Below are 21469 nucleotides of genomic sequence, written 5' to 3' on the forward strand. Positions count from 1 at the left end.
CGTCACGTCCCTCTCACACCTCGGGTCCCTCCGATGGACGTATCGGCTCCGCCGTGGGCGCGTGAAGGCCCCCCCCACCGGGCCACCGGGCCCGCGGCCGGGGCGAAGTCCCGTCAGGGGCGTGGCAGCCGAGGACTGTCCGCTTCCTCGCCCGGGGCGACGCCACCGGCCCCGGCCGTCCCGGTCGTCCCCGTCAGGTGCTCGTACGTGCCCGTGAGCAGGAGCAGCCGGTCGAGGAAGGCCGGCCTGCGCTCGATGTGCAGCCGCACCCCCGCCGCCTCGGTGTCCCGGCGGAGCGCCAGGAAGGCGGAGAGGCCCATCGAGTCGCACAGGGTCATCCGGGCGCAGTCGAGGTGGACGTCCGAGGGGCCGGGGCCCGAGGAGAGGTGGGCACGGACGGCGTCCAGCAGCTCGTCGGTGACGTCCCAGGCGAGGTCGCCGGCGATCTCCGCGTACAGGACGCCGTCCTGGCCGGTGGCGATCGCCAGTTCGAAGGCGTGGTCGGGGAATGCGGTCATGCGTGGAGTCCGGAGGCCTGGGGTGCGGGTACGTGGGCGAGGGCACGACGTCCGGCGGCCAGATGGGTCTGTGCGCGGGGGAAGTCGTGCTGGACGTCGGAGAGGAGGTCGAGCGCGGCCGACAGGGCGCCGCTCGGGACGCCGCGGACGCGGAGGACCTCCGCGGTCCAGGTGAGGAAGCCGGTGAACAGCTCGGCGTCGTCGGTGTACAGGGACGCGGCGAGGAAGTCGACGATGTGGGCGATGTCCTCGGCGGTCCGTTCCCGCTGTTCCTCGGTGTACGCGGCCATGGCCGGGACCTTGGCCTCCAGCCCTTCGAGGACGTCACGGGTGAGCTGGGCCCGGGTTCGGGTGACGAGGGTGTACTCCTGGTCGAGCAGGTGGGGCAGGCCCTGGCCCGGTCCGGTCCGGGCTCCCTCGGGACGCCGCAGGCCCCCGGCCAGGAGGGAGGCGGCGGCGCGGGCGTCGGGCGCCCACCCGTCGGCGCCGAGCAGACGGGCGTATCTGCCGTCGGGACCGAAGGCGGCACCGCCGACGATCACGGGGATCCCTATGGCCTGGACGGCGGTGACGGCCGCGTGGGCCGTCGGCAGGCGGACGGGCAGGGTCGAGGAGAGCGCGACCACGTCCGCCCCGGTCTGGTGGAGGTGCGCGATCAGGTGCGGAGTGGGGACGTGCGCTCCGAGGTAGTCGACGAGGAAGCCGCGGCCGCTCAGGACCTCGGCGAGGAGGCGGGCGGGCAGGGCGTGCCACTCCCCGTCGACGCAGGCGACGGTGACGCGCTGCGGGACCGTGCCGTCTCCCCCCGGGCGGGCCGGCCGGGTCCGGGGGGAGGGCGGGGTCCGACGGGCGAGGGCGGCGACGAGGCGGTCCTGGATGGCCGTGGCGGCGTGCTCCTGGGCGACGCTGATCCGGCCGGCCGCCCATGCCCGGCCGAGCCGGGCCTGCACGGAGCCGATGACGTCGAGGAGGACCTCCTCCACCGGTGTCCCGGCGTCACGGGCGTCGAGGACCGCCGCGGCGGCCGCCTCCTCGTCCCTCTCCCCGAGGGCCGCCCACAGCCGCTCGCGGGCGGCGTCGAGGCCGGAGGAGGTCGTGGTGTGTGTGGTCATACGGTGTACCTGCCCCGGGTGTGGCCGTTGACCGCCGACAGATGGGTGGTGTGCGGCGCGGTGATCGCGACGACCGCCATGTCGTCGTGCGGGCCGCTGCCCACCCAGTGGCCCGCGATCATCTGCATGCGTTCGACGACGGCCTCCGCCGGCAGTCCGACGCACTCGGCCAGCGCGGCCCTGAGCCGCTCCTCCCCGAACATGACGGACCCGAGCGGCCCGCCCCGGGCCTCGGTGATCCCGTCCGTGTAGAGCAGGCACGTCTCCCCGGGGGCCAGGTGCACGGTCGCGGACCGGGAGGTGACCTCGGCGAGCGCTCCCACCAGGGTTCCGCTCGTGTCCGCCTCCTCCACCTCTCCCGTGGTGCGCAGGATCAGCGGCCCGGGGTGCCCGGCGCTGGTCAGCCTGAGCCGCACCCGTCCGCCCGCGCGTCTCACCGAAGCCAGGACCAGCGTGGCGAAACGGGTGTGACGGGCGGTCATGAGGGCTCCGTTGAGCAGCTTCAGGACGTTCTGGTGGTCGTCCGCGAGGGGCAGCAGCGCGTGCAGGGTGCTGCGGATCCTTCCCGTGAGCACGGCGGCGTCCAGCCCCTTGCCGCACACGTCCCCCAGGACGGCGAGCGACTCCTGGTCGGCGTCGGCCCCGGCGTGGACGTCGTAGAAGTCGCCACCGATCCTCTCCGTCTCCTGGGAGGTGCGGTAGCCGCCGGCGAAGTCGACCCCGTGGACGTGGTGGAGCTGCGGCGGGAGGAGTTCGGCGATCAGCGCGCGGGTGATGCGCGCCTGTTCGGCGTACATGCGGGCGGCCGACAGCGCCGCGCCGGCACGGGCGGCGAACAGCCGGGCGAAGAGTTCCTCCGAGGCGTCGAAGGCCGACCGGCCGCTGCGCCGCAGCAGGATCAGGACGCCGGCGGGCACGCCGTGGCCCGGCAGCGAGGTGATGGAGACGGATCCCGGGGGTCCTTCGATGCCCTCGGGCACGGCCCATTCCGGCAGTTCGGCCGGGTCGATCCACCGGGCGGGCACCGGGGGGAAGCCCTGGAGGGCCTCGGCCAGGCCGGGAACCGCCGTGGGATCCATCGCCACCTGGAGCCCGGTGACCCGCTCCCCCACCGCGGTGACCACCCCGTACCGGTTCCTCACGGGCGGGGAGATCACGAGCGCCGCGTCGGCGAGGTGGGCCGCGGCGAGCAGGGCCGCCTTCTCCAGACACCGGTCCGGGTTCAGCGAGGACAGCAGCTGCGTGGACGCCTCGGCCAGGAGCGCGGTGCGTTCCTGCTCGGCCCTCAGGGCCTCCTGCGCCGCGGTCAGGTCGGAGTCGTCGACCAGCCACCAGGCGACGTCACCGTGGCCGGACTCGGTGGGGTGGGCCCGCAGGAGACGGCCCTCGTGGCTCCCTCGCAGGGAGGGACGCCCCGTGCGGACGGATGCTTCCGCGGACCGTGTCCGCGGGGGACGGGCCAGTCGCCGGTGCGCGTCCGCCAGCCAGGCGGGAACGACCTCGTCCAGCCACGAGCCGACGCCCATCTCGGGGAAGAGGTCCGCCGCGGCGTCGTTGAACTCGACGACGCCGCCCTGGCGGTCTGCCACCAGCGCCGGATGGGGCGAGCAGAGCCAGGAGGTGCCCGCGACCGTGGGAGTGACCCGTGACCGACCGGACTCGTGTTCGAAAACAGTCATATGCGTGGCCGCCCGTGGTGGCCCACCACCTTCCCGCTCGACGACAGCTGACCCGCCCACCCTTCCTCAGTGCGCGCCGCACATCAAGTGAACCCCCCTCTTCCGGCACGGACCGGGCGCCCCCACGCCATACCCCCACCTTTCCGGCACAGGAGCTTCACGGAAGGCTCACTCCCCGGGCCGGGTCCGGGTGCGACGGGACGACGGCGGAGCCGGGTGCGACGGGGCGGGATCAGAGCTCGCGCCACTTCGCCTGGCCGAAGGAGAAGGCTCCGAAGAGCACGAGGCCGGCGGCCACGGCGAGCAGCAGCCACGGGCCCGCCGGGGTCTGTGCGAACGAACGGATCGTGTCGTCCGTGCCCTTGGCGCGGTTCGGGTCGAACGCCGTCGCCGCCCGCACGCCGGAGAGCCCGAGCGCGGCGAAGACGAGGCCGCGCCCGATGCCGCCGGCCACTCCGGTCACGTCCATGAAGCGGCGCTGGTACGTCGTCAGGCGCCCCCACGCCAGGTGGTCCCGGTACTTCCGCAGGACCGCCCTGCCCGCGATCCACAGCCCGGTCACCAGAACGCCGACGGCGACCGCGCCGACCCACCAACGGCCGCCCGGGAGTTGGAGCAGGCGGGCGGTGAGGTCCCGGCTCTGCCGGTCGGTCGAGCCCTCGCCGCTCCCCCGCTCCCCCGTCGCGAAGGAGAGGACGAGGAAGGCGGAGACGGCGTAGAAGACGCAGCGGCCGGCGGACAGGGCTCGCCGGTACGCCTTGTCGCCCTTGGGGCCGGCCCCTCCGAGGACCGTCTCCGACAGGCGCCACGCCGCCATTCCCGCCAGGCCTATGCCCAGGGCCCAGAGGAGGACGGCGCCGAGCGGAGTGGCCGCGATGTGCGCGAGGGCTCCTCCCCGGTCGGCCTGTTCGTCCGTCCCCGTCAGCCCGATGCGTACGGCCAGCGCTCCGACGAGCAGGTACAGCACGCCCCGCGCCGCGAAACCGGCCCGGGCGCCCGCCCGTACGGCCTCGTCGCGGACCGCTCTCCCCGTGCCGGGCACGTGGGCCTTCACTGTGGTCATGTCGCCTCGCTCCTCTCGGTCGACCTCCGGATGCCCTGTTCGTGCCGGACGAATCGCCCCCGGGCGGTTTCGGCCGCCGACGGGGGGTCAGGCGGATGGAGACGAGTACCGACGCATTCACCAGGAGGATCACATGGACACCCGGGAGGGCCACATGGACGGCTGGCGGGCGGCGGCGGCCTGCCGCGAGGTGGACCCCGACCTGTTCTTCCCCGTGGGGGTGGGGCCCTCCGCGGTCGTCCAGGCCGACGAGGCCAAGGAGGTCTGCCGGCGCTGTCCGGTGCGGGCGGAGTGCCTGAGCTGGGCCATGGACGACTCCCGTCAGGTGACGGGTGTGTGGGGCGGCCTCACCGAGAGCGAGCGCCGCTCCCTCCGGCGGCGGTCGCGCCGCACGTCCGGCGAGCGGCGCTGAGGTCCGGCCGACGCCCCTGAGGGATTCCGGCCGGGCCCGTGGGTGCGAGGGCTTCCGGCCGGATCGGCGTGTCCGAGGGCGTCTTCCGGCCGGATCGGCACGTCAGAGGGCGTCTTCCGGCCGGGCGGGCTCCGTAGGAGCCGGTGCCCCGCGCGGGCGCACCGGCCGTCAGGCTCCCGCCCCGGCGTCCGCCGACAGGAGGGAGAGGCGCGCCCGGACCCGCTTGCCGTCCGGCTCCGGCTCCACGCTCACGCTCTCGCAGACGGCGACGACGATCTCGACGCCGTGCTGTCCGATCCGGCGCGGGTCGTGTCCGCGGGGCACGGGGGCGGCCGCCGCACGGTCGAACACCGAGATCTCCAGGGCGTCCTGACGCAGTTCGAGGAGCAGCCGGCAGGGGCCGGAGGTGTGCCGGACCGCGTTGGTCACCAGCTCGCTGACCACCAGCTTCGCCAGGTCGACGCGTTCCCGCGTCACCGGTTCCCCCCGGACCGCCGGGGCGGCCGCGAGGAAGTCGGCGGTGAAGGCGCGGGCGGATCCGATGGCTCCGCCGTCGGCGGTGCTGTCGAACACGGCACTCGCGGACAGCAAGGGCTCCGGTACCGCACGCTCCGCGGTGATCGCGTCCGTCATGGCCCTGGCACTCCCCTCGTACGAATGGGCGGCGCACTGGGCACCTCGTACTCCGCCTTTCCCCTCCTCACGGATTCCACACCGCCCGCATCGAGGATCACGCCCGGCAACATCGTGTCAGGGGGTGGGAGGCGGGAGCGGGCCGCCGCCCCCGCACGTCACCGGAGCGGACCGCCCGGTCTCGGGTCCGTGCCAGTCGAGGCAGACGACGAGGACGGCGTCCGGTGCGTCGCGGGGCGTCTCCCGCAGGGCCCGGACGACGGCTCCGGGCGCGTCCGCGCAGCTCAGACGGCCGGCCCGCGCCAGAGCGCGGGCGACGGGACCGTCCAGCGCCTCGTTCTCCCCGCCGCGCGGAGGGTCGCCCTCGTCGCAGGCGACGAAGACGAGCCGGTCGCCGGGCAGGAGGCGCAGGCGCTGTGTGGCGTAGACGGTGTCCTCGAACATGCCGAGGGGCAATTGGCGGTCCAGTTCGATGCGCTCGGTCGTGGTTCCGCGCGTCCGCCAGAGCGTCGGCGACCCGGCGTCGACGACCTCGATCCCGCCGGCGGTCAGGTCGAGGCGCAGCAGGAGGGCGGCGAGCGGGCTCTTCCCCCGGTACTGGCCGTAGAGTGCCTGGTCGGTGAGGCTGGCCTGGCCCACCAGGTCGAGTCCGGCCCGCCGTGCGTTGCGGATGGCGTTCAGGGCGAGGGTGCTCACGAGGGCGGCCGGGGTGCCGGGGCCCGCGCCGTCGGCGACGACGAGGAGCAGCTCGTCCTCGGTCACGCTCCAGTCCAGGAGGTGTCCTCCCGAGGTGTAGGCGGGCTCCCAGTGGGCGTGCAGGTCGAAGGCCGGCCCGGTGCAGGCCCGGCCCGGCAGGGTGTCCCACTGCATCTCCCCGGCGACGGTGAGGGCGTGCGTCCTGCGGGTGCTGCGGTACAGGTCGGTGTGGCGGTCGGCGACGCGCAGGGCGTGTCCGAGGGTCTCGGCGACGCGGCCGAGGCTCTCGACGGTCCCCGGGACGGCACGGTCGGGGGGCAGCACGACCACGAGGACGCCGAGCCGGTCGCCGCGGACCGTGACGGGAAGGCAAACGGTCGCCGTGGGCCCGTCATCACGGAAAAGATATGGTTGCTGCGTGCGGAAGACACGACCGACGGGCCCCGCGTCCACGGGCACGTGCCGCACCCCGGCAGGTGTCTGCACGGGCCGCACGGGGCGCAGAGACGTGAACCCGTAGTCGATGAGGAGCAGGTCGGCGCAGGACGCGGCGTACTGCTGCGCGAGACTGGTACGGAGGGAGTCCAGGAGGAGGTGTGGTGCCGCCCCGCGCAGTGCGCTTTCCACTGTCACGTGTCGATCCACCGAGTCCGTACCGCCTTCTGGAGAGATGTGGAGATGACCGGTCCGTCGGAAGGCCGACGTCCTCAGCCCCGGACGCCCGAGGAGTGTCGGCAGCCATGAACATCGACCCCGCCCCGCCCCAGCGGGAGCAGCAGCAGACGGCTCAGGCCGCCAGGGAGCTCATCGAGCTCCTGGAGGTGCTGTGGGAGCGCGGTCGGGACATGGTGTCGCCGACACCGGTGTCGGCGAGTCAGCTGCGCGTGCTGTACAGCCTGGACCGCGAGGAGGGGATCAGCCTCCGCACGCTGGGGGACCTGCTCGGGTCCGCGCCGCCTTCGGTGAGCCGCATGTGCGACCGGTTGGAGGCGCTGGGCTTCGTCCAGCGGCTGCCCAGCTCCGTGAGCCGGCGGCAGCTGGAGCTGCACCTGACCGCCCACGGCAAGGCGTACCTGCGGGACCTGCGGGTCCAGCGCGAGGAGGCCCTGCTCGCGGTCGTCGCCGCCATGTCGCCGACGAGCCGCAAGGCGTTGCTGCGGGGGCTCACCGGCTTCCAGGAGGCACTGGGAGAGGGCGCGCCGGCGAGCTCGTCACGCCCTGACACGCCGCTGAAGGACGTCAGTTCGGCCTGATCTCCGCGCGCCGCCGGCGTCGGCCGGCCGCACACTCCATGTCCCCACTGCCACCCTCCGGTCATCCTTGATGCGTTCAACCGGGCATGAGCCAGGTGTTGCCCCAAGGATACAGTTGTCACACGGCAACTGTTGACGGAGGTCCGTACCAGTCGAGGCAGACCACGAGGGCGTCGTCCTCCAGCGGGGTGTCGCCGTGGTACGCGGCGAGTTCGCGCAGCACCGCCTGCGGCACGTGCGTGGGCGGAAGCAGCCGTGTGCCGCTGAGCGCGCGGGCCAGCGCCCGTTCCCCGTAGCTCTCCCCGTCGGGCGAGACGGCGGCGTACACTCCGTCGCTGCCGAAGAGCAGGCGGTCCCCCGGACGCACGGTGAACCGCTCGGGCACGTAGGGGGAGTCCTCGAACATGCCGAGGGGCAGCTGCGCCTCGAAGGAGACGGACTCGACGGAGGGGCCCCGCAGCCGCCACAGACGGGGCGAACCCGCGTCCACGGCCTCCACCTCGCCGGTGGCGAGGTCGAAGCACAGGAGGAGCACCGACACGAAGGCGCTGCCCCGGTACTGCGCGTACACGGCCTGGTCGGCCAGGGCGGCCTGGTCCGCGAGGCCCAGACCGGCCCGGCGGGCGTTGCGGAGCGCGTTGATCGCCAGGTTCGTCAGCAGGGCGGCCTCGATGCCCTCCCCCATGCCGTTGGTGACGGTCAGGGTCAGCCGGCCGGCCGAGACCGACCAGTCGTAGTTGTCCCCGAAGATCGCGTAGGCGGGCTCCAGGTGGGCGCCGAGGGCGAACTCGGGACGGGTGCAGGAGCGTCCGGGAAGGAGCTGCCACTGCATCTCGGCCGCGAGGGTCAGCCGCGTCGCCCGCCGGGCCAGCACGTACAGGTCCGTGTCCCGCTCGGCCACCAGGATCTCGTGCCCGAGCCCCTCGCAGACCTGGACGAGTCCGGGCAGCAGGGCCCCGACGTCGGCCCCCGGCGGCAGCCCGACGGTGAGGACGCCCAGCCGCTCTCCCCGCACGGTGACGGGAAGGTGGATCAGGAGCTCGTCGGACACGCGGGTGACGTACGGCTCCTGGGCGCCGAAGGCGCGCCCCTGCGGACTGTCGTGGATCGGGATCGACGGCGCCGCACCGGGCCCGCGCTCGACGGGCTGGAGGGTCCGCAGTCCGTAGTCGGCCAGACGGAGCTCCACCCGCCGGGCGCCGCAGTGCTTCCGCAGGGCGTCTTCGACGACGCTCACCAGCTGGTGCGGGGCTGCCCTGCGGAGCGCCTGCTCCACGTCGGCGATCTCGTACACGTTCTCCCGTTTCCTTCCTGCTCCCGCTTCCTTCCTGCCCCGTGCGCGGTCCCGTGCCCGGGGCCGCACCGCCCTTCGTCTACCTCGCGCCGCCGCCGGCGGCGGCCAGTGCCTCGGCCACGCCGTCGTGCGGCGGGATCGTGGTCGTCACTCCGGTGATCTCCAGGATGCGTCTCACCGGCGACGTCGGCGCGGCGAGGTACAGGTCTCCCCCGAGGGCGCGTGCCTTGTGAACCGCTCTGATGAGGACGTTCAGGCCGGACGAGTCCATGAAGCCCAGCGAGGACAGATCGAGGACGAGACGGGCCCGCCCCTGCCGGAGCTGTTCCGCCAGGCGGTCGTCGAGCAGCTGGGCGGTCTCCATGTCGAGTTCGCCCCCCAGGGACAGCACCGCCGTGCCGGTGTCGCGGATCGTGACGTCGACGTTCAGGTTCGGTTCTTGCTCGGACATGTTCCCTGCTTTCCACAGTGGGGGACGGACGGTGGGGCGGCCGGTCGGCGATCAGGTCACCTGGACACCGATCAGACACGTGTCGTCGTCCGTGTCCGACTTGCTGCGCGACAGCAGCAGGTCCAGTCGTCGTTCGAGACCGTCGGCCGGCAGCCGGGCGGTGGCCAGCAGCTGGGCGACGGAATCGTGCACGGAGGTGTCCCGCCGTTCGACGAGACCGTCGGTGTACATCAGCACGGTGTCGCCGGGCTCGAGCCGGAGCTCCGTCTCCTCGTACTCGGCGTCGGCGAGGGCCCCGAGCAGCAGCCCCCGGAGCAGCGGCAGGTCGGCCGCCTCGCTCTCCCGGACGAGCACCGGCGGGAGGTGTCCCGCCCGGGCCCAGCGCAGCGTGCGGGTCTCGGGGTCGTAGATCCCGCAGACGGCGGTGGCCGTGACGTGGGCCGTGAGGTGGTGGGCGACGCTGTTCAGCCAGGACAGCAGCTGCGCCGGCCCCGCGCCGGTGACGGCGAGGCCGCGCAGGGCGTTGCGCAGGACGACCATCCCGGTGGCGGCCTCCACGCCGTGGCCCGCGACGTCCCCGACGCACAGGAGCACCTTCTTGGACGGCAGCACGACGGCGTCGTACCAGTCGCCGCCGACCAGGGACTCGGTCTCGGCCGGGCGGTAGCGCACGGCGACGTCGAGTCCCGGCGCGTCGAGCGGCGGTTTGGCCGGGGGCATGATGGCGTGCTGGAGCTGGAGGGTGAGCCGGTTGCGTTCTTCCGCCTCCTCCTCCGTGGCGACGAGCCGGTCGCGGGTGGCCGTGAGGGCGACCTCGGTCCAGTGCTGCGCCGAGATGTCCTGGTAGGCGCCCCGGACCGCCTGGAGCCGGTCGTCGGCGCCCAGGGCGGGTTCGGCGATCACCCGGATGTGGCGCGTGACCCCGTCCCGGCGCAGCAGGCGGAAGGACGTGGAGCCCGCCCGTCGCTGGTGCAGGACGGAGTGGAGGAAGCGCCGGATGACGTCGGCGTCGTCGGGATGGACGTGCGCCGCCAGCTCGCGCAGGGAGACGGGCGGTTCCGTCTTCTGCCGGCCGAAGAGGTCGAAGAGCTGGCCGTTCCAGGTGATCTCTCCGGTGAGGACGTCCTCCTCGAAGGCGCCGACCCGGCCGAGCCGCTGGGCGTGCTGCAGCAGGCTGGCGAGGCGGGCCGACTCGTCCTCGATGCGCCAGATGAGGAAGACGCTGTCCCCGTGCCGGCTGATGCTGATGTCGGCGAAGGAGGAGAGCGGCACCTGGTCCACGAGTGCGGTCAGCCGTGTCCGCCGGGAGCGGAAGGGCTCGCCCGTGGCGTAGACCCGCTCGATCTGTTCGAAGAGGTCGCTCCCGCCCGCCGTCGCGGGGTACGCCTCCAGGAGCAGCGCCCCGTCGACGGCGCTCCGGGGCCGGCCGGCCGGGTCCTGGAAGTGCGCGTTGGCGTGCCGGATGCGGAAGTCGGCCAGCCTGCCCTCCTCGTCCAGGTGAGGGGTCAGCACGAGGACGGGGTCGTAGAGTCCGTCGGCGAGTTCGGCCAGTTCCAGCGGTCCGTCCCCGCCGGGGGCCAGGGGGCGCGTCGGCACGGCCTGGGCGGGAAGTGCCTCCAGGGTGTGGGCGCAGAGTTCGGCCAGGGCTTCGAGCTGGCGCTCCACGGCCTGGGGCTGGGGGTCCAGCGGGCGGGCCCAGCAGATCTCCAGGACCCCGTGGATGCGGCCGCCGGTCCCGGCGGGGACGACGACCCGGCCGCCGTCGGGGTGGCGCGTGCGCCCGATCGAGGGGATGCCGGCGGCTGCCAGCGAGGGGTACCAGACCGTACGGCGGCCGGTGAGCGCCTGCCGGGCCGCGGTGGTCACGCCCGGCGGTACGTGGTGCCAGCGGTCCGCCTCGTCGGCGCCGAACCCGGCGTGGCCGCGCAGGCTCAGCGAGGCGTCCGGGCCGGTGGTCCAGATCGCCACGGCGACGGCGCCGAGGGGTTCGAGGGCGTGTGCCAGCAGCGACTCGGCGACGGACTGGGTGTCGTCCGCGCTGAGCGCCGCGCTCTCGGCCGTACGCAGGCGCACGCCGACCGAGGCGTCGGCCCCGGCGGCCCGGCCGGGCTCGCCGGCGGCGGTCCTGAGGAAATCGCCGGCGGCCTCGGCGACCCGGTCGCGGGCCGCCTGGTTGATGATGTCCGCGGCCAGCTCCAGCTGGGAGAGGCCCGCCTGGTCGGCCAGTTCGGCGAGCTGTCGCGCCGCCTGGGCGGGGCCGCAGCCCAGGCGTTCGACGATCACTCCCTTGGCGAGTTCGACCAGGGCGCGCCCCTCGGCCGCCGCGTGCGCGGCGCGCACCTCGCCGCGCAGGCGTTCCACCGTGGCCGCCAGCCGGCCGATCGCGAACCGGTCCTCCGCCGACGGCCGGTCGCCGACGGCGGAGGCCTGGACGGGGACGGCCGCCGCGGTCGCCGCGGGCGCCGGAGCGTCTTCCCCGTGGGGGCCGGAGCGCGGGTCTCCGTCCCGGAGATGGGGGCCACTCACGTCGACGTCTCCTCGGGTAGGACGGCCTCGGGGCCGCCGGACGGGCGGGGCCGCGCGGGAGGGCGCGGTGCCCGCGGCGGGGTGCGGTACGGGCCGGTGGGGGCTGCCACGGGGCTATCCCTCGTTCAGCCAGCGGCTGACGCAGGCGATGAGTTCGTCGGCGTCGACCGGCTTGGTCACGTAGTCGCTGGCACCCGCGGCGAGGCTCTTCTCCCGGTCGCCCGGCATGGCCTTGGCGGTGACCGCGATGACGGGCAGTTCCGCGTACTGCGGCATCTCCCTGATCCGCGCGGTCGCCGTGTAGCCGTCCATCTCCGGCATCATCACGTCCATCAGGACCAGGTCGACGGCCGTGTGGGCGAGGAGTGTCTCGATCCCCTTCCGGCCGTTCTCGGCGTGCAGCACCGTGATGCCGTGCAGCTCCAGGATGCCGCTGAGGGCGTAGAGGTTGCGGGCGTCGTCGTCGACCACGAGGACGGTACGGCCCTGCAGCGTGGTGTCGATGGTCTGCGGCTCCGGGGCCCGGTGTTCTCCCCGTACCAGGGGCACGACGTCGCCGGGCTGCTCCGCGGACAGGTGCAGGGCGATCCGCTCGCGCAGTTCGTCCAGGCTGGAGAGGAGTTCCAGCGGCCGTCGGCGGGCCAGCTCCTGGAGGGCGCGCTCCTGGTCGGCGGCGAGCCGACGGTTGTTGTGGGCGAGGACGGGGACGGTGCGCAGGGCCTCGTCGCCGTCCATGGCGTCCAGGAAGCGCAGGGCGTCGCCGTCCGCCATGTCGACGTCGAGCACGACGCAGTGGAACGCCTGGGTGGCCAGGGCCGCGGCGGCCTCCTGGGGGCCGACGACCGCGATCAGTTCGATGCCGTCCTGGTCGGCGCGACCGCCGTCGGCGTCGAGTTCCGTGAGGGCGTTCTCGGCGACGAGCGCGAGGAGTCCGCGCGGGCGCTCCTCGATCACGAGGAGGCGCCGCGTCTGCCGGGTCGAGTGCGTGGCGGGGCGCGGGGGGAGGGCGGGGGTGTCGTCCCGTTCCGGCGCCGCGGCCGGGAGGGCCGCCTGGCCGTCCGCCGCCGGGTCGGTGAGGACCGGCTGCTCCGTGAAGTCGGGGCGGGTGACGGGCAGGTAGAGGGTGAAGGTGCTGCCCTCGCCGGGCACGCTGGCGACCGTGAGGGCGCCGCCGAGCAGGTAGGCGATCTCTCGGCTGATGGACAGGCCGAGACCCGTGCCGCCGTACTTCCGGTTGGTCGTCCCGTCGGCCTGCTGGAAGGCGCCGAAGATCGCCTCCAGGTTCTCGCGGGCGATGCCGATGCCGGTGTCGGTGACGCGGAAGGCGACGACCGGGCCGCCCCGGTGGACGGTCGCCGGGAGTTCGCCGTCCGCCGCCGGTTCGATGCGGAGTTCGACGCTGCCCTGCTCGGTGAACTTGACGGCGTTGGACAGCAGGTTCCGCAGCACCTGCCGGAGCCGGGAGTCGTCGGTGACCAGGTCCACGGGGACGCCCGCGGCGGTGGAGACCGTGAAGGCGAGGCTCTTCTGCGAGGTGAGGGGCCGGAAGGTGGCCTCGACGTAGTCGAGGAGCTTGCGCAGCGCCACGCGCTCCGGGTTGAGGTCCATCTTCCCGGCCTCCACCTTGGACAGGTCGAGGATGTCGTTGATCAGCTGCAGCAGATCCGATCCGGCCGAGTGGATGATGCCGGCGTACTCCACCTGCTTGGCCGTGAGGTTGCGGGTCGGGTTCTGGGCCAGCAGCTGGGCCAGGATCAGGAGGCTGTTGAGCGGGGTGCGCAGTTCGTGGCTCATGTTGGCCAGGAACTCGGACTTGTACTTCGAGGCCAGCGCGAGCTGCTGGGCGCGGTCCTCGAGCTCCTGCCGGGCCTGCTCGATCTGCAGGTTCTTGGCCTCGATGTCGCGGTTCTGCGTCGCGAGCAGGGCCGCCTTCTCCTCCAGTTCGGCGTTGGAGCGCTGGAGTTCCTCCTGCCGCGCCTGGAGCTCCTCGGTGCGTGAGCGCAGTTCGGCCGCCAGCCGCTGGGACTCGTCCAGGAGTTCGTCGGTACGGGCATTGGCGACGATCGTGCTGAGGTTGACGCCCACCGTCTCCATGAGCTGTTCCAGGAAGTCCCGGTGCACGGAGGTGAAGGGACTGAAGGACATCAGCTCGATGACGCCCAGCACCTGGTCCTCGACGACGATCGGCAGCACCACCAGGCTGCCCCGGGACGTCCGGCCGAGCCCCGAGGAGATGGCGACGTAGTCGGCGGGGACGTTCTCGGCCGCGATGGTGCGGCGGCTGCGGGCGGCCTGCCCGACGAGCGACTCGCCCAGCCGGAAACGGTTCTTGCCCCCGTCGCCGGCGGGCCGGCCGTAGGAACCGACGAGTCCCAGCTCGATGCCGTCCTCGCCCTCCTCGGCCAGGTAGAACGCGCCGTACTGGGCGGCCACGAGCGGGGTCAGCTCGTCCATGACGAGTTCGGCGACCACGGCCAGGTCGCGGGGGCCCTGCATCAGGGCGGAGATCCGCGCCAGGCTGGACTTCAGCCAGTCCTGTTCCTGGTTGGCCCGTGTCGTCTCGCGCAGCGAGCCGACCATCGCGTTGATGTTGTCCTTGAGCTCGGCCACCTCGCCCGACGCCTCGACGGTGATCGAGCGGGTCAGGTCGCCCTCGGCGACGGCGCTGGCGACCTCGGCGATGGCTCGAACCTGTCGGGTGAGGTTCCCGGCGAGTTCGTTGACGTTCTCGGTCAGCCGCTTCCAGGTGCCGGAGACGCCCTCCACCTCCGCCTGTCCCCCGAGCCGGCCCTCGCTGCCGACCTCCCGGGCCACGCGGGTCACCTCGGCCGCGAACGAGGACAGCTGGTCGACCATCGTGTTGATGGTCGTCTTCAGCGCCAGGATCTCGCCGCGGGCGTCCACGTCGATCTTCTTGGAGAGGTCGCCGTTGGCGACGGCGGTGGTGACCTGGGCGATGTTCCGGACCTGGCCGGTCAGGTTGCTCGCCATGGAGTTGACGTTGTCGGTGAGGTCCTTCCAGGTGCCGGCCACGTTCGGCACCCGGGCCTGGCCGCCGAGGCGGCCCTCGGTGCCCACCTCACGGGCGACGCGGGTCACCTCGTCGGCGAAGGACGAGAGCTGGTCCACCATCGTGTTGATGGTGTTCTTCAGCTCCAGGATCTCGCCGCGCGCGTCCACGGCGACCTTCTTCGACAGGTCGCCGTAGGCCACCGCGGTGGCGACATGGGCGATCGCCCTCACCTGCGCGGTGAGGTTCCCCGCCATGGAGTTGACGGAGTCGGTCAGGTCGCGCCAGGTGCCGGAGACCCCCTGCACCTCGGCCTGACCGCCCAGCCGGCCCTCGGTGCCCACGTCCCGGGCCACTCGGGTCACCTGCTCCGCGAAGTTCGAGAGCTGGTCGACCATCGTGTTGATGGTGTTCTTCAGCTCCAGGATCTCGCCGCGGGCGTCCACGTCGATCTTCTGGGAGAGGTCGCCCTTGGCGACGGCGGTGGCGACGTGAGCGATGTCACGGACCTGGGTGGTGAGGTTGCCGGCCATGGCGTTCACGGAGTCGGTCAGGTCCGCCCAGGAGCCGGAGACGCCGGGCACCACGGCCTGACCGCCCAGCGTTCCTTCCGTGCCCACCTCGCGGGCCACTCGCGTCACCTCGGAGGTGAACAGGGAGAGCTGGTCGACCATCCCGTTGAAGACCGTGGAGATCTCGCCCATCAGGCCGCCCGCCTCGTCGGGCAGGCGGGTGCCGAAGTCACCGTCCCGCACCGCCGTGAGGCCGGCCAGGAGCTGTCGGAGCTCAGGCTCTGCCACCGCGCCCGGCTCCGGCCGCTCCTCGATCGAGGAGCCCTTGATCATCGTCTCAGACATGCCTCATCCTCGTTCGCCTTCAGGCATCCGTTCACGGGCCGTTCGGTCACGTTCACATGCCGTACCGTCCGCGGTCCCACGACGGCTCCGGCCTCGACCGTTGCCGTACGGCAATGATGACGACCCTACCCTTCCGTGATCGACAGGAGGAGAGCGGTGCCGCGTCGAGCGGCCGGAACCCGTCGTCCCAGGATTTCCGGACGCTCCCTCCGTATGCGACGCCGGAACCCGGGTACACGGCGCGTCGAGCCGGGCGGTCGACGCCCCGACGACGAAGGGAGCAGCACGTGCTGATGGCCCACCCCGTGGTCCTGCGCAACCTCATCGAGCAGTACGAGACCCTCCAGGTCCTCCAGGCGGAGAACGGCAGCGACGAGGTGCGGCGGCGCATGGAGGACCTGGCGTACACCTTGTGCGTCTCCACCGGTACGCGTGACGTGGACACGGCACTGATCGCGGCCCGCCACCGGCTGCCGGGCGCGCGCCCCGAGGACGACTCCGTGCTGACCGCCTGAGCACGCGGACGAGCCCGGCACCCTCCTTCCGGAGGGTGCCGGGCTCGTTCGTGCCGTGGGCGGGCTCACCCGGTGGGCCGGCGCCGTGGGCGGGCTCGCCCGGTGGGTTCACACCGTGGGCGGCCCGCCACCAGCGGTATCAGCGGCCTGCTACCAGCGGTACCAGCGGCCCGAGCTGCCCTTCGGCCGGGCCACGAAGCCCAGCAGCCACAGGACGAGCACGATCACGGCGATCCACCAGAGCGCCTTGACCGCGAAACCGAAGCCGAAGAGGAGCAGGGCGAGAAGAAGAACCAGCAGCAGGGGAACCATGTGTATCGACCTCCTGGGATGACACGTACTCGGGGACAGTTGAACGGCATGTGCGGACGGAAGGGGAAGGAAACCCGCCGTCCCTCAGAAGCGGCGTTCGAAGAACCGGGCCACCGGGCCCCGGCCGCGCCGCCCGGCCCGGTGGCCCAGCGCGTACGCGGCGGTGATCGCGGCCGTCGCGCTCACGGCGGCACCGGCCGTCACCGCGGTGAGCGAGAGGACGGCGGTCCACAGCCCGTCCCCGGCGCCACGGGCCGCCGGCGCGGACGGGCGCGCCGCCTCGACGGGCGGGAGCGGAAGGAACCGCAGCTCCCCCATGGTCGCCGGGCCGCGCGTCTCCGCGGTGCCCGTGCGCCCCTCTCCCGCCCCCGCGGCGCGGCCCGCGTCGCGGGGCGTGCCGGCGCGGTCGGACGCGAGGTACGGGCCGACCCGGCGGAACGGGCTCTGTCCACTCTTCTCCGAAGCACTCATGGGGGTCGTCTCGCCGGAGCCGCCCGCCGCAAACCTCCCCCGGCGCACCGGGCGCCCTCGGCACGGCGCGCTTGGCCCGGGCGATCCGGGACAGACGGCCCGCATGCTGACGCTTCTTCTCGTGGGCCTCCCGGCCGTCACCGCCCTCGTCACCGGCCTCCTGGCCGTCCTGGTGTCCCCGTGGTGGTGGTGCGCGGCGGGCCCCGCCCTCCTGCTCGCCGCGGTGGCGTCGTACGACCTGCTCCAGCGGCGTCACTCGATCCTGCGCAACTATCCGCTCCTGGGACACCTGCGGTTCGCGATGGAGACGATCCGTCCCGAGGTGCAGCAGTACTTCATCGAGCGGAACGTCGACGGCGCGCCCTTCGACCGGGACACGCGTTCCATCGTCTACGAACGGGCCAAGGGGACCGATGCCGAGGACCCCTTCGGGACGGAGCTGGAGCTGGACCGGCCGGGCACCGACTACCTCGTCCCCTCCATGGCCCCGCGCCCGGTGCCCACGCGGCCGCCCCGGGTGCGGATCGGCGGCCCCGACTGCGCCAGGCCCTACGACATGGCCCTGCTCAACGTGTCCGCGATGAGCTTCGGCTCCCTGTCGGACCGGGCGGTCCGCGCCCTGAACGAGGGCGCCCGGCGCGGCGGCTTCGCCCACGACACCGGCGAGGGCGGGATATCGGAGCACCACCTGGCCCCCGGCGGGGACCTCGTCTGGGAGATCGGCACGGGCTACTTCGGCTGCCGCACGGAGGACGGCGACTTCGACCCGCGGCGGTTCGCCGAGAAGGCCGCCCTCGACCAGGTCGCCTGCGTCCTGCTGAAGATCAGCCAGGGGGCCAAGCCCGGCATCGGGGGCGTGCTGCCGGGGTCCAAGGTCAGCCGGGAGATCGCCGCGGTCCGGGGCGTTCCCGAGGGCCGCACCGTGATCTCCCCGCCGTACCACCGCGTCTACCGGACTCCGAGGGAGCTCGTGCGCTTCGTGGGCCGGATGCGGGAGCTCGCCGGGGGCAAGCCGGTCGGGTTCAAGCTGTGCGTCGGATCGCGCCGCGAGTTCCTCGCCGTCTGCAAGGCGATGCTGGAGGAGGACGTCACGCCCGACTTCATCGTCGTCGACGGGGCCGAAGGCGGCACCGGGGCGGCGCCGTTGGAGTTCGCGGACGCCGTCGGGCTCCCCCTCACCGAGGGCCTGACGACGGTCCACCGGTCCCTCGTCGGCACGGGGCTGCGCGACCGGATCCGGATCGGCGCCTCCGGCAAGGTCGCCACCGGCGGCGACATCGTCAAGCGGCTGATCCAGGGCGCCGACTACACCAACTCCGCCCGGGCCATGATGTTCGCCCTCGGGTGCGTCCAGGCCCAGCGCTGCCACACCAACACCTGCCCCGTCGGGGTCGCCACCCAGGACCGTCGGCGCGCCCGGGCCCTGGACGTCGAGGACAAGGCGGCCCGCGTCCAGCGCTTCCAGGAGGCGACCGTCAAGAGCGCCCTGCAGATCATGGCCGCCATGGGCGTCGACGGGCCGAGCGGCCTGACGCCCTCGATGCTGCTGCGCCGGGTCGACCCGGACACCGTCCGCTCCCACGCCGACCTGTACACGCCGCTCGAAGCCGGGCAGCTCCTCACGTCGGCATCGCTTCCGTCTTCATGGGCAGGCGACTGGAAGGCGGCTCACCCCGACCGGTTCACCCCCCGGTGACCCGGTCCGCAGCCCTTCGTGAAACCCGTGAACCTCGTGAAATCCATGAAACTCGTGAAATCCGTGAAAGGAGACCTCATGACCCGTACCGTCGCCCAGGTGATCGTCGACGGTCTCGCGGACCTCGGCGTCGGCCATGTCTTCGGCGTGGTCGGCGACGCCCTCAATCCCCTCACCGATGCCATCCGGGTCACGGACGGCATCGAGTGGACCGGCTTCCGCCACGAGGAGGCCGCGGCCTTCGCCGCCGGCGCGCGCGCCCAGCTGTCGGGCGAGCTCGGGGTCTGCATGGGCACCGTGGGGCCGGGCTCGGTCCACCTCCTGAACGGGTTGTACGACGCCGCCAAGAGCGGTGCCCCGGTCCTGGCGATCTGCGGCCAGGTGCCGTTGTCGGAGGTGGGCGGCGACTACTTCCAGGAGGTGGACAACGACCTCCTGTTCCGGGACGTGGCCGTGTACCGGGCCACGGTGACCTCGCCCTCCCAGATGCCGAGGCTGCTGGAGTCCGCGGTGCGGGCGGCCGTGACCCGCCGGGGCGTGGCGGTGCTGACCGTCCCCGGGGACGTCGGCGACCGGAAGGTCGAGGACGACCGGCCGACGCGGTTCGCGCTGCCCCGCCCGGCCGTGACCCGGCCCGACGACCCGGCGCTGGCCGAGGCGGCGGAGGCGATCGCCGCCGGCTCCCGGGTCACCCTGCTCGTGGGTCGCGGCGCCCGGGACGCCCGCGAGGAGGTGCTGCGCACCGCCGAGCTCCTCGCGGCGCCGATGGTGCTCACGCTCAAGGGCAAGGAGGGTTTCGAGGAGGACAACCCGTACGAGGTCGGCCAGACGGGCCTGATCGGCAATCCGGCCGCGGCCCACGCCCTGGACACCTGCGACACGCTGGTCCTGCTGGGCACCGACTTCCCCTACCGCGACTGGTACCCGGAGGACTGCCGGGTCGTGCAGATCGACGTCCGGGAGGAGCACCTGGGCCGCCGGGTCCCGGTGGACGTGGGGCTGGCCGGGGACGTCGGCGCGACGCTGCGGGCCCTGCTGCCGCTGCTCGCCCCGGTCGACTCCCGGTCCCACCTCGACGAGGCCCGCGAGCGCTTCCTGCGGTGGCAGGAGGACCAGGCGGGCCTGGCCGACCCCTCCCACGACAAGCGGCTCCTGGGGCGGGTGCGGTCGATGTTCGACAACCGGTCCGAGGAGATCCGCCCGGAGGCGCTGGCGGCCGCGGTGGACCGTCACGCGGCCGACGACGCGATCTTCACCTCCGACACCGGCATGGCCACGGTCTGGCTCTCGCGTTTCGTCGGGATGCGGGGCGACCGCCGGCTGATCGGCTCGTACAACCTCGGCTCCATGGCCAACGCCATGCCCCAGGCCATCGGCGCCCAGCTGTGGGCACCGGACCGCCAGGTGGTGGCCTTCTGCGGCGACGGCGGCCTGAGCATGCTGCTGGGCGACCTGATGACCATCCGGTCCGAGCGGCTTCCGGTCAAGCTCGTGGTCTTCGACAACCGCCGTCTCGGGATGGTCAAGCTCGAACAGGAACAGGCCGGGCTTCCCGAGTTCGGGACGGTCCTCGACAACCCCGACTTCGCGGCGGTGGCCGAGGCCCTCGGGATCCGTGGCATCCGTGTCACCGATCCGGCGGAGCTGGACGAGGCCGTGCGCCGGGCGCTCGCCGATCCCGGACCGGTGCTCCTGGACGTGCTGACGAACCCGGCGGAAGTGGCCGTGCCCGGCAAGCCGACGGTGTCCCAGGGCTGGGGCTTCGCCATCGCCAAGATCAAGGAGAACCTGCCGTCGGGCGACGGGTGAGCGCCGGCCGGTGGGCGGTGTCGCCCGGTGTTCCTCGGCCCGGGACGGAGCGCGGACTCCGTCCCGGGCCGAGGAACACCCCCGAGGACCGTCCCCCGGCACTCCGGTACGGCTTCGTGACGGGGTGGGGGCCCCTGCCGGTCAGTGAGCGGACGCGTCGAGGCGGAGTCGCGCCGGGACGACGGGACGCTCGCCGGGGCCGGGGTTGCGATGGGTGTTCGTCGGGATCCGGGGCGCTTCGAAGGAGAACCCGAGGTCGGCCAGGAACCCCGTGCCCGGTTGCCAGCCCTCGGCCACCGAAGCAGCCACGTGGGTGCAGTCCTGTCCGGCGAGTTCCCGGAGGAGGGCGGAGGCCACCAGACGCCCCAGCCCCTGGCGCCGAAACGCGGGGTGGACGAGGAACAGGCCGAGCGAGCAGGCGCCTGCCGTCGGATGCCGGAGCACAGCGTCGATCACGCCGACGATCCGGCCGTCGACCGTGACGACGAGGAGGGCCTTGTCCTCGAAGGCCGCTCCTTCGGGCAAGCCGTAGTACAGGCTCTGGACGTCACCGGGCGCGGCCGGCCCTCCCGTGGCGGCTGTGAACCAGTCTTCAGCCGCGTCGAACAGCGCGAGCACGTCCTGCTCGTCAGCCGGCTCCAGGTCTCTGATCCGAACTTCCCGGCCGCCGAGTTCGAGGTCCAGCAACATGGCCACAGCTTAATTCCGGCTTCGCCGTCCGCGCCGGATTCCGCGACCGGGCCCCGCCCGGCCGCGTGGATGACCGCCGCGGCGCCCGACGCCGGGGGGCCGCTTCCCGGGCCACCGGTGACGGGGCCCACGGCCGGGGCCCCGCCCGTGCGCCGCCCCGGAGGCGCACGAGGCCGGCTACGTCCTCGCGGTCGCCCGCGCCGCCGGGGAGCACGGCGAAGGGCTCCGCCGGCGGCGTGCGCTCAGCCGTTCCCGGGTTCCGCACCGCTCGCCCGCCGCCGGGCGTCCTCCTGCGCGCTTCGGCTGGGGGACAGCGCGTCGGCCGCCTCGCCGTCCCGGCCGTCGTTCTCCCGCGGGTCCGTCTCCGCCTCCTCGACCTCCTGGAGAACCTCCTCGACGGCGGTCTTCGGACGGCTCCCGTCCTTCTCCGGACCACGGTTTTCCTGGGACATGCCTCTCCTCCTCGCCTTTT

General features: G+C 73.3%; 19 protein-coding genes. 5 read left to right on the forward strand and 14 right to left on the reverse strand.

Features of this window, described 5'->3' with window-relative positions; all coding sequences use genetic code 11:
- Positions 1 to 113 precede the first annotated feature (113 nt).
- The 4 genes from IE180_RS19675 to IE180_RS19690 all read right to left on the reverse strand — a co-directional run bounded on the left by IE180_RS19675 (position 114) and on the right by IE180_RS19690 (position 4372).
- A complete protein-coding gene (locus tag IE180_RS19675; protein ID WP_190158196.1) occupies positions 114 to 518 on the reverse strand; it encodes an STAS domain-containing protein in 405 nt (134 codons plus the stop codon).
- On the reverse strand, positions 515 to 1630 hold the full coding sequence (locus IE180_RS19680; protein WP_190158197.1) for a cobalamin B12-binding domain-containing protein: 1116 nt from the start codon (positions 1628 to 1630) through the stop codon (positions 515 to 517). The genes IE180_RS19675 and IE180_RS19680 overlap by 4 nt, the downstream gene beginning before the upstream one ends.
- On the reverse strand, positions 1627 to 3309 hold the full coding sequence (locus tag IE180_RS19685) for a PP2C family protein-serine/threonine phosphatase (RefSeq protein WP_190158198.1): 1683 nt from the start codon (positions 3307 to 3309) through the stop codon (positions 1627 to 1629). The genes IE180_RS19680 and IE180_RS19685 overlap by 4 nt, the downstream gene beginning before the upstream one ends.
- Before the next feature lie 232 nt (positions 3310 to 3541).
- Positions 3542 to 4372 carry a DUF1206 domain-containing protein gene (locus tag IE180_RS19690; protein ID WP_190158199.1) on the reverse strand — a complete coding sequence of 277 codons (831 nt, stop codon included), beginning with the start codon at positions 4370 to 4372 and terminating at the stop codon, positions 3542 to 3544.
- Positions 4373 to 4526: 154 nt separating this feature from the next.
- On the opposite strand from IE180_RS19690, the gene IE180_RS19695 reads away from it, so the two are divergent.
- Positions 4527 to 4784 carry a WhiB family transcriptional regulator gene (locus IE180_RS19695; protein WP_190158287.1) on the forward strand — a complete coding sequence of 86 codons (258 nt, stop codon included), beginning with the start codon at positions 4527 to 4529 and terminating at the stop codon, positions 4782 to 4784.
- A gap of 168 nt (positions 4785 to 4952) precedes the next feature.
- Here IE180_RS19695 and IE180_RS19700 read toward each other — a convergent pair whose 3' ends face one another.
- Both IE180_RS19700 and IE180_RS19705 read right to left on the reverse strand, forming a co-directional pair.
- On the reverse strand, positions 4953 to 5417 hold the full coding sequence (locus IE180_RS19700) for an ATP-binding protein (RefSeq protein WP_190158200.1): 465 nt from the start codon (positions 5415 to 5417) through the stop codon (positions 4953 to 4955).
- A gap of 117 nt (positions 5418 to 5534) precedes the next feature.
- Positions 5535 to 6746: a PP2C family protein-serine/threonine phosphatase gene (locus IE180_RS19705; RefSeq protein ID WP_229860637.1), complete on the reverse strand. Its 1212-nt coding sequence runs from the start codon at positions 6744 to 6746 to the stop codon at positions 5535 to 5537.
- Between the two features lie 107 nt (positions 6747 to 6853).
- Here IE180_RS19705 and IE180_RS19710 point away from each other — a divergent pair, with 107 nt between their 5' ends.
- Positions 6854 to 7366 (forward strand): MarR family winged helix-turn-helix transcriptional regulator, encoded by a 513-nt coding sequence (locus IE180_RS19710; protein WP_190158202.1) that lies wholly within the window; start codon positions 6854 to 6856, stop codon positions 7364 to 7366.
- 118 nt (positions 7367 to 7484) lie between these two features.
- On the opposite strand, the gene IE180_RS19715 is transcribed toward IE180_RS19710, so the two are convergent.
- From IE180_RS19715 to IE180_RS19730, 4 genes are all read right to left on the reverse strand, one after another.
- A complete protein-coding gene (locus IE180_RS19715; protein ID WP_190158203.1) occupies positions 7485 to 8660 on the reverse strand; it encodes a PP2C family protein-serine/threonine phosphatase in 1176 nt (391 codons plus the stop codon).
- A gap of 79 nt (positions 8661 to 8739) precedes the next feature.
- Positions 8740 to 9111, reverse strand: coding sequence for an STAS domain-containing protein (locus IE180_RS19720; protein ID WP_190158204.1), 372 nt, complete (start codon positions 9109 to 9111; stop codon positions 8740 to 8742).
- Between the two features lie 51 nt (positions 9112 to 9162).
- Positions 9163 to 11637, reverse strand: a complete 2475-nt coding sequence (locus IE180_RS19725; RefSeq protein WP_190158205.1) for a SpoIIE family protein phosphatase — start codon at positions 11635 to 11637, stop codon at positions 9163 to 9165.
- Positions 11638 to 11751: 114 nt separating this feature from the next.
- Complete coding sequence (locus IE180_RS19730) at positions 11752 to 15504, reverse strand: hybrid sensor histidine kinase/response regulator (protein WP_190158206.1); 3753 nt, start codon at positions 15502 to 15504, stop codon at positions 11752 to 11754.
- 287 nt (positions 15505 to 15791) lie between these two features.
- Here IE180_RS19730 and IE180_RS19735 point away from each other — a divergent pair, with 287 nt between their 5' ends.
- Positions 15792 to 16019, forward strand: coding sequence for a DUF5133 domain-containing protein (locus IE180_RS19735; protein WP_190158207.1), 228 nt, complete (start codon positions 15792 to 15794; stop codon positions 16017 to 16019).
- Between the two features lie 150 nt (positions 16020 to 16169).
- Here the strand turns inward: IE180_RS19735 and IE180_RS19740 are convergent, their stop codons facing one another.
- Positions 16170 to 16331, reverse strand: a complete 162-nt coding sequence (locus tag IE180_RS19740; protein WP_190158208.1) for a DUF5670 family protein — start codon at positions 16329 to 16331, stop codon at positions 16170 to 16172.
- An 84-nt stretch (positions 16332 to 16415) separates the two neighbouring features.
- Positions 16416 to 16802 (reverse strand): hypothetical protein, encoded by a 387-nt coding sequence (locus IE180_RS19745; protein ID WP_190158209.1) that lies wholly within the window; start codon positions 16800 to 16802, stop codon positions 16416 to 16418.
- A 103-nt stretch (positions 16803 to 16905) separates the two neighbouring features.
- Between IE180_RS19745 and IE180_RS19750 the strand changes: the two genes are divergently transcribed.
- On the forward strand, positions 16906 to 18498 hold the full coding sequence (locus IE180_RS19750; protein WP_190158210.1) for an FMN-binding glutamate synthase family protein: 1593 nt from the start codon (positions 16906 to 16908) through the stop codon (positions 18496 to 18498).
- Positions 18499 to 18576: 78 nt separating this feature from the next.
- A complete protein-coding gene (locus tag IE180_RS19755) occupies positions 18577 to 20307 on the forward strand; it encodes a thiamine pyrophosphate-dependent enzyme (RefSeq protein ID WP_190158211.1) in 1731 nt (576 codons plus the stop codon).
- Positions 20308 to 20448: 141 nt separating this feature from the next.
- Here the strand turns inward: IE180_RS19755 and IE180_RS19760 are convergent, their stop codons facing one another.
- Together IE180_RS19760 and IE180_RS19765 are read right to left on the reverse strand one after the other, a co-directional pair.
- A complete protein-coding gene (locus IE180_RS19760) occupies positions 20449 to 20997 on the reverse strand; it encodes a GNAT family N-acetyltransferase (protein WP_190158212.1) in 549 nt (182 codons plus the stop codon).
- A 242-nt stretch (positions 20998 to 21239) separates the two neighbouring features.
- Positions 21240 to 21449 carry a hypothetical protein gene (locus tag IE180_RS19765; protein WP_190158213.1) on the reverse strand — a complete coding sequence of 70 codons (210 nt, stop codon included), beginning with the start codon at positions 21447 to 21449 and terminating at the stop codon, positions 21240 to 21242.
- Positions 21450 to 21469: the final 20 nt, after the last annotated feature.

The sequence above is a fragment of the Streptomyces litmocidini genome (assembly GCF_014649755.1).
In the GTDB taxonomy this organism is placed as follows: domain Bacteria; phylum Actinomycetota; class Actinomycetes; order Streptomycetales; family Streptomycetaceae; genus Streptomyces; species Streptomyces litmocidini.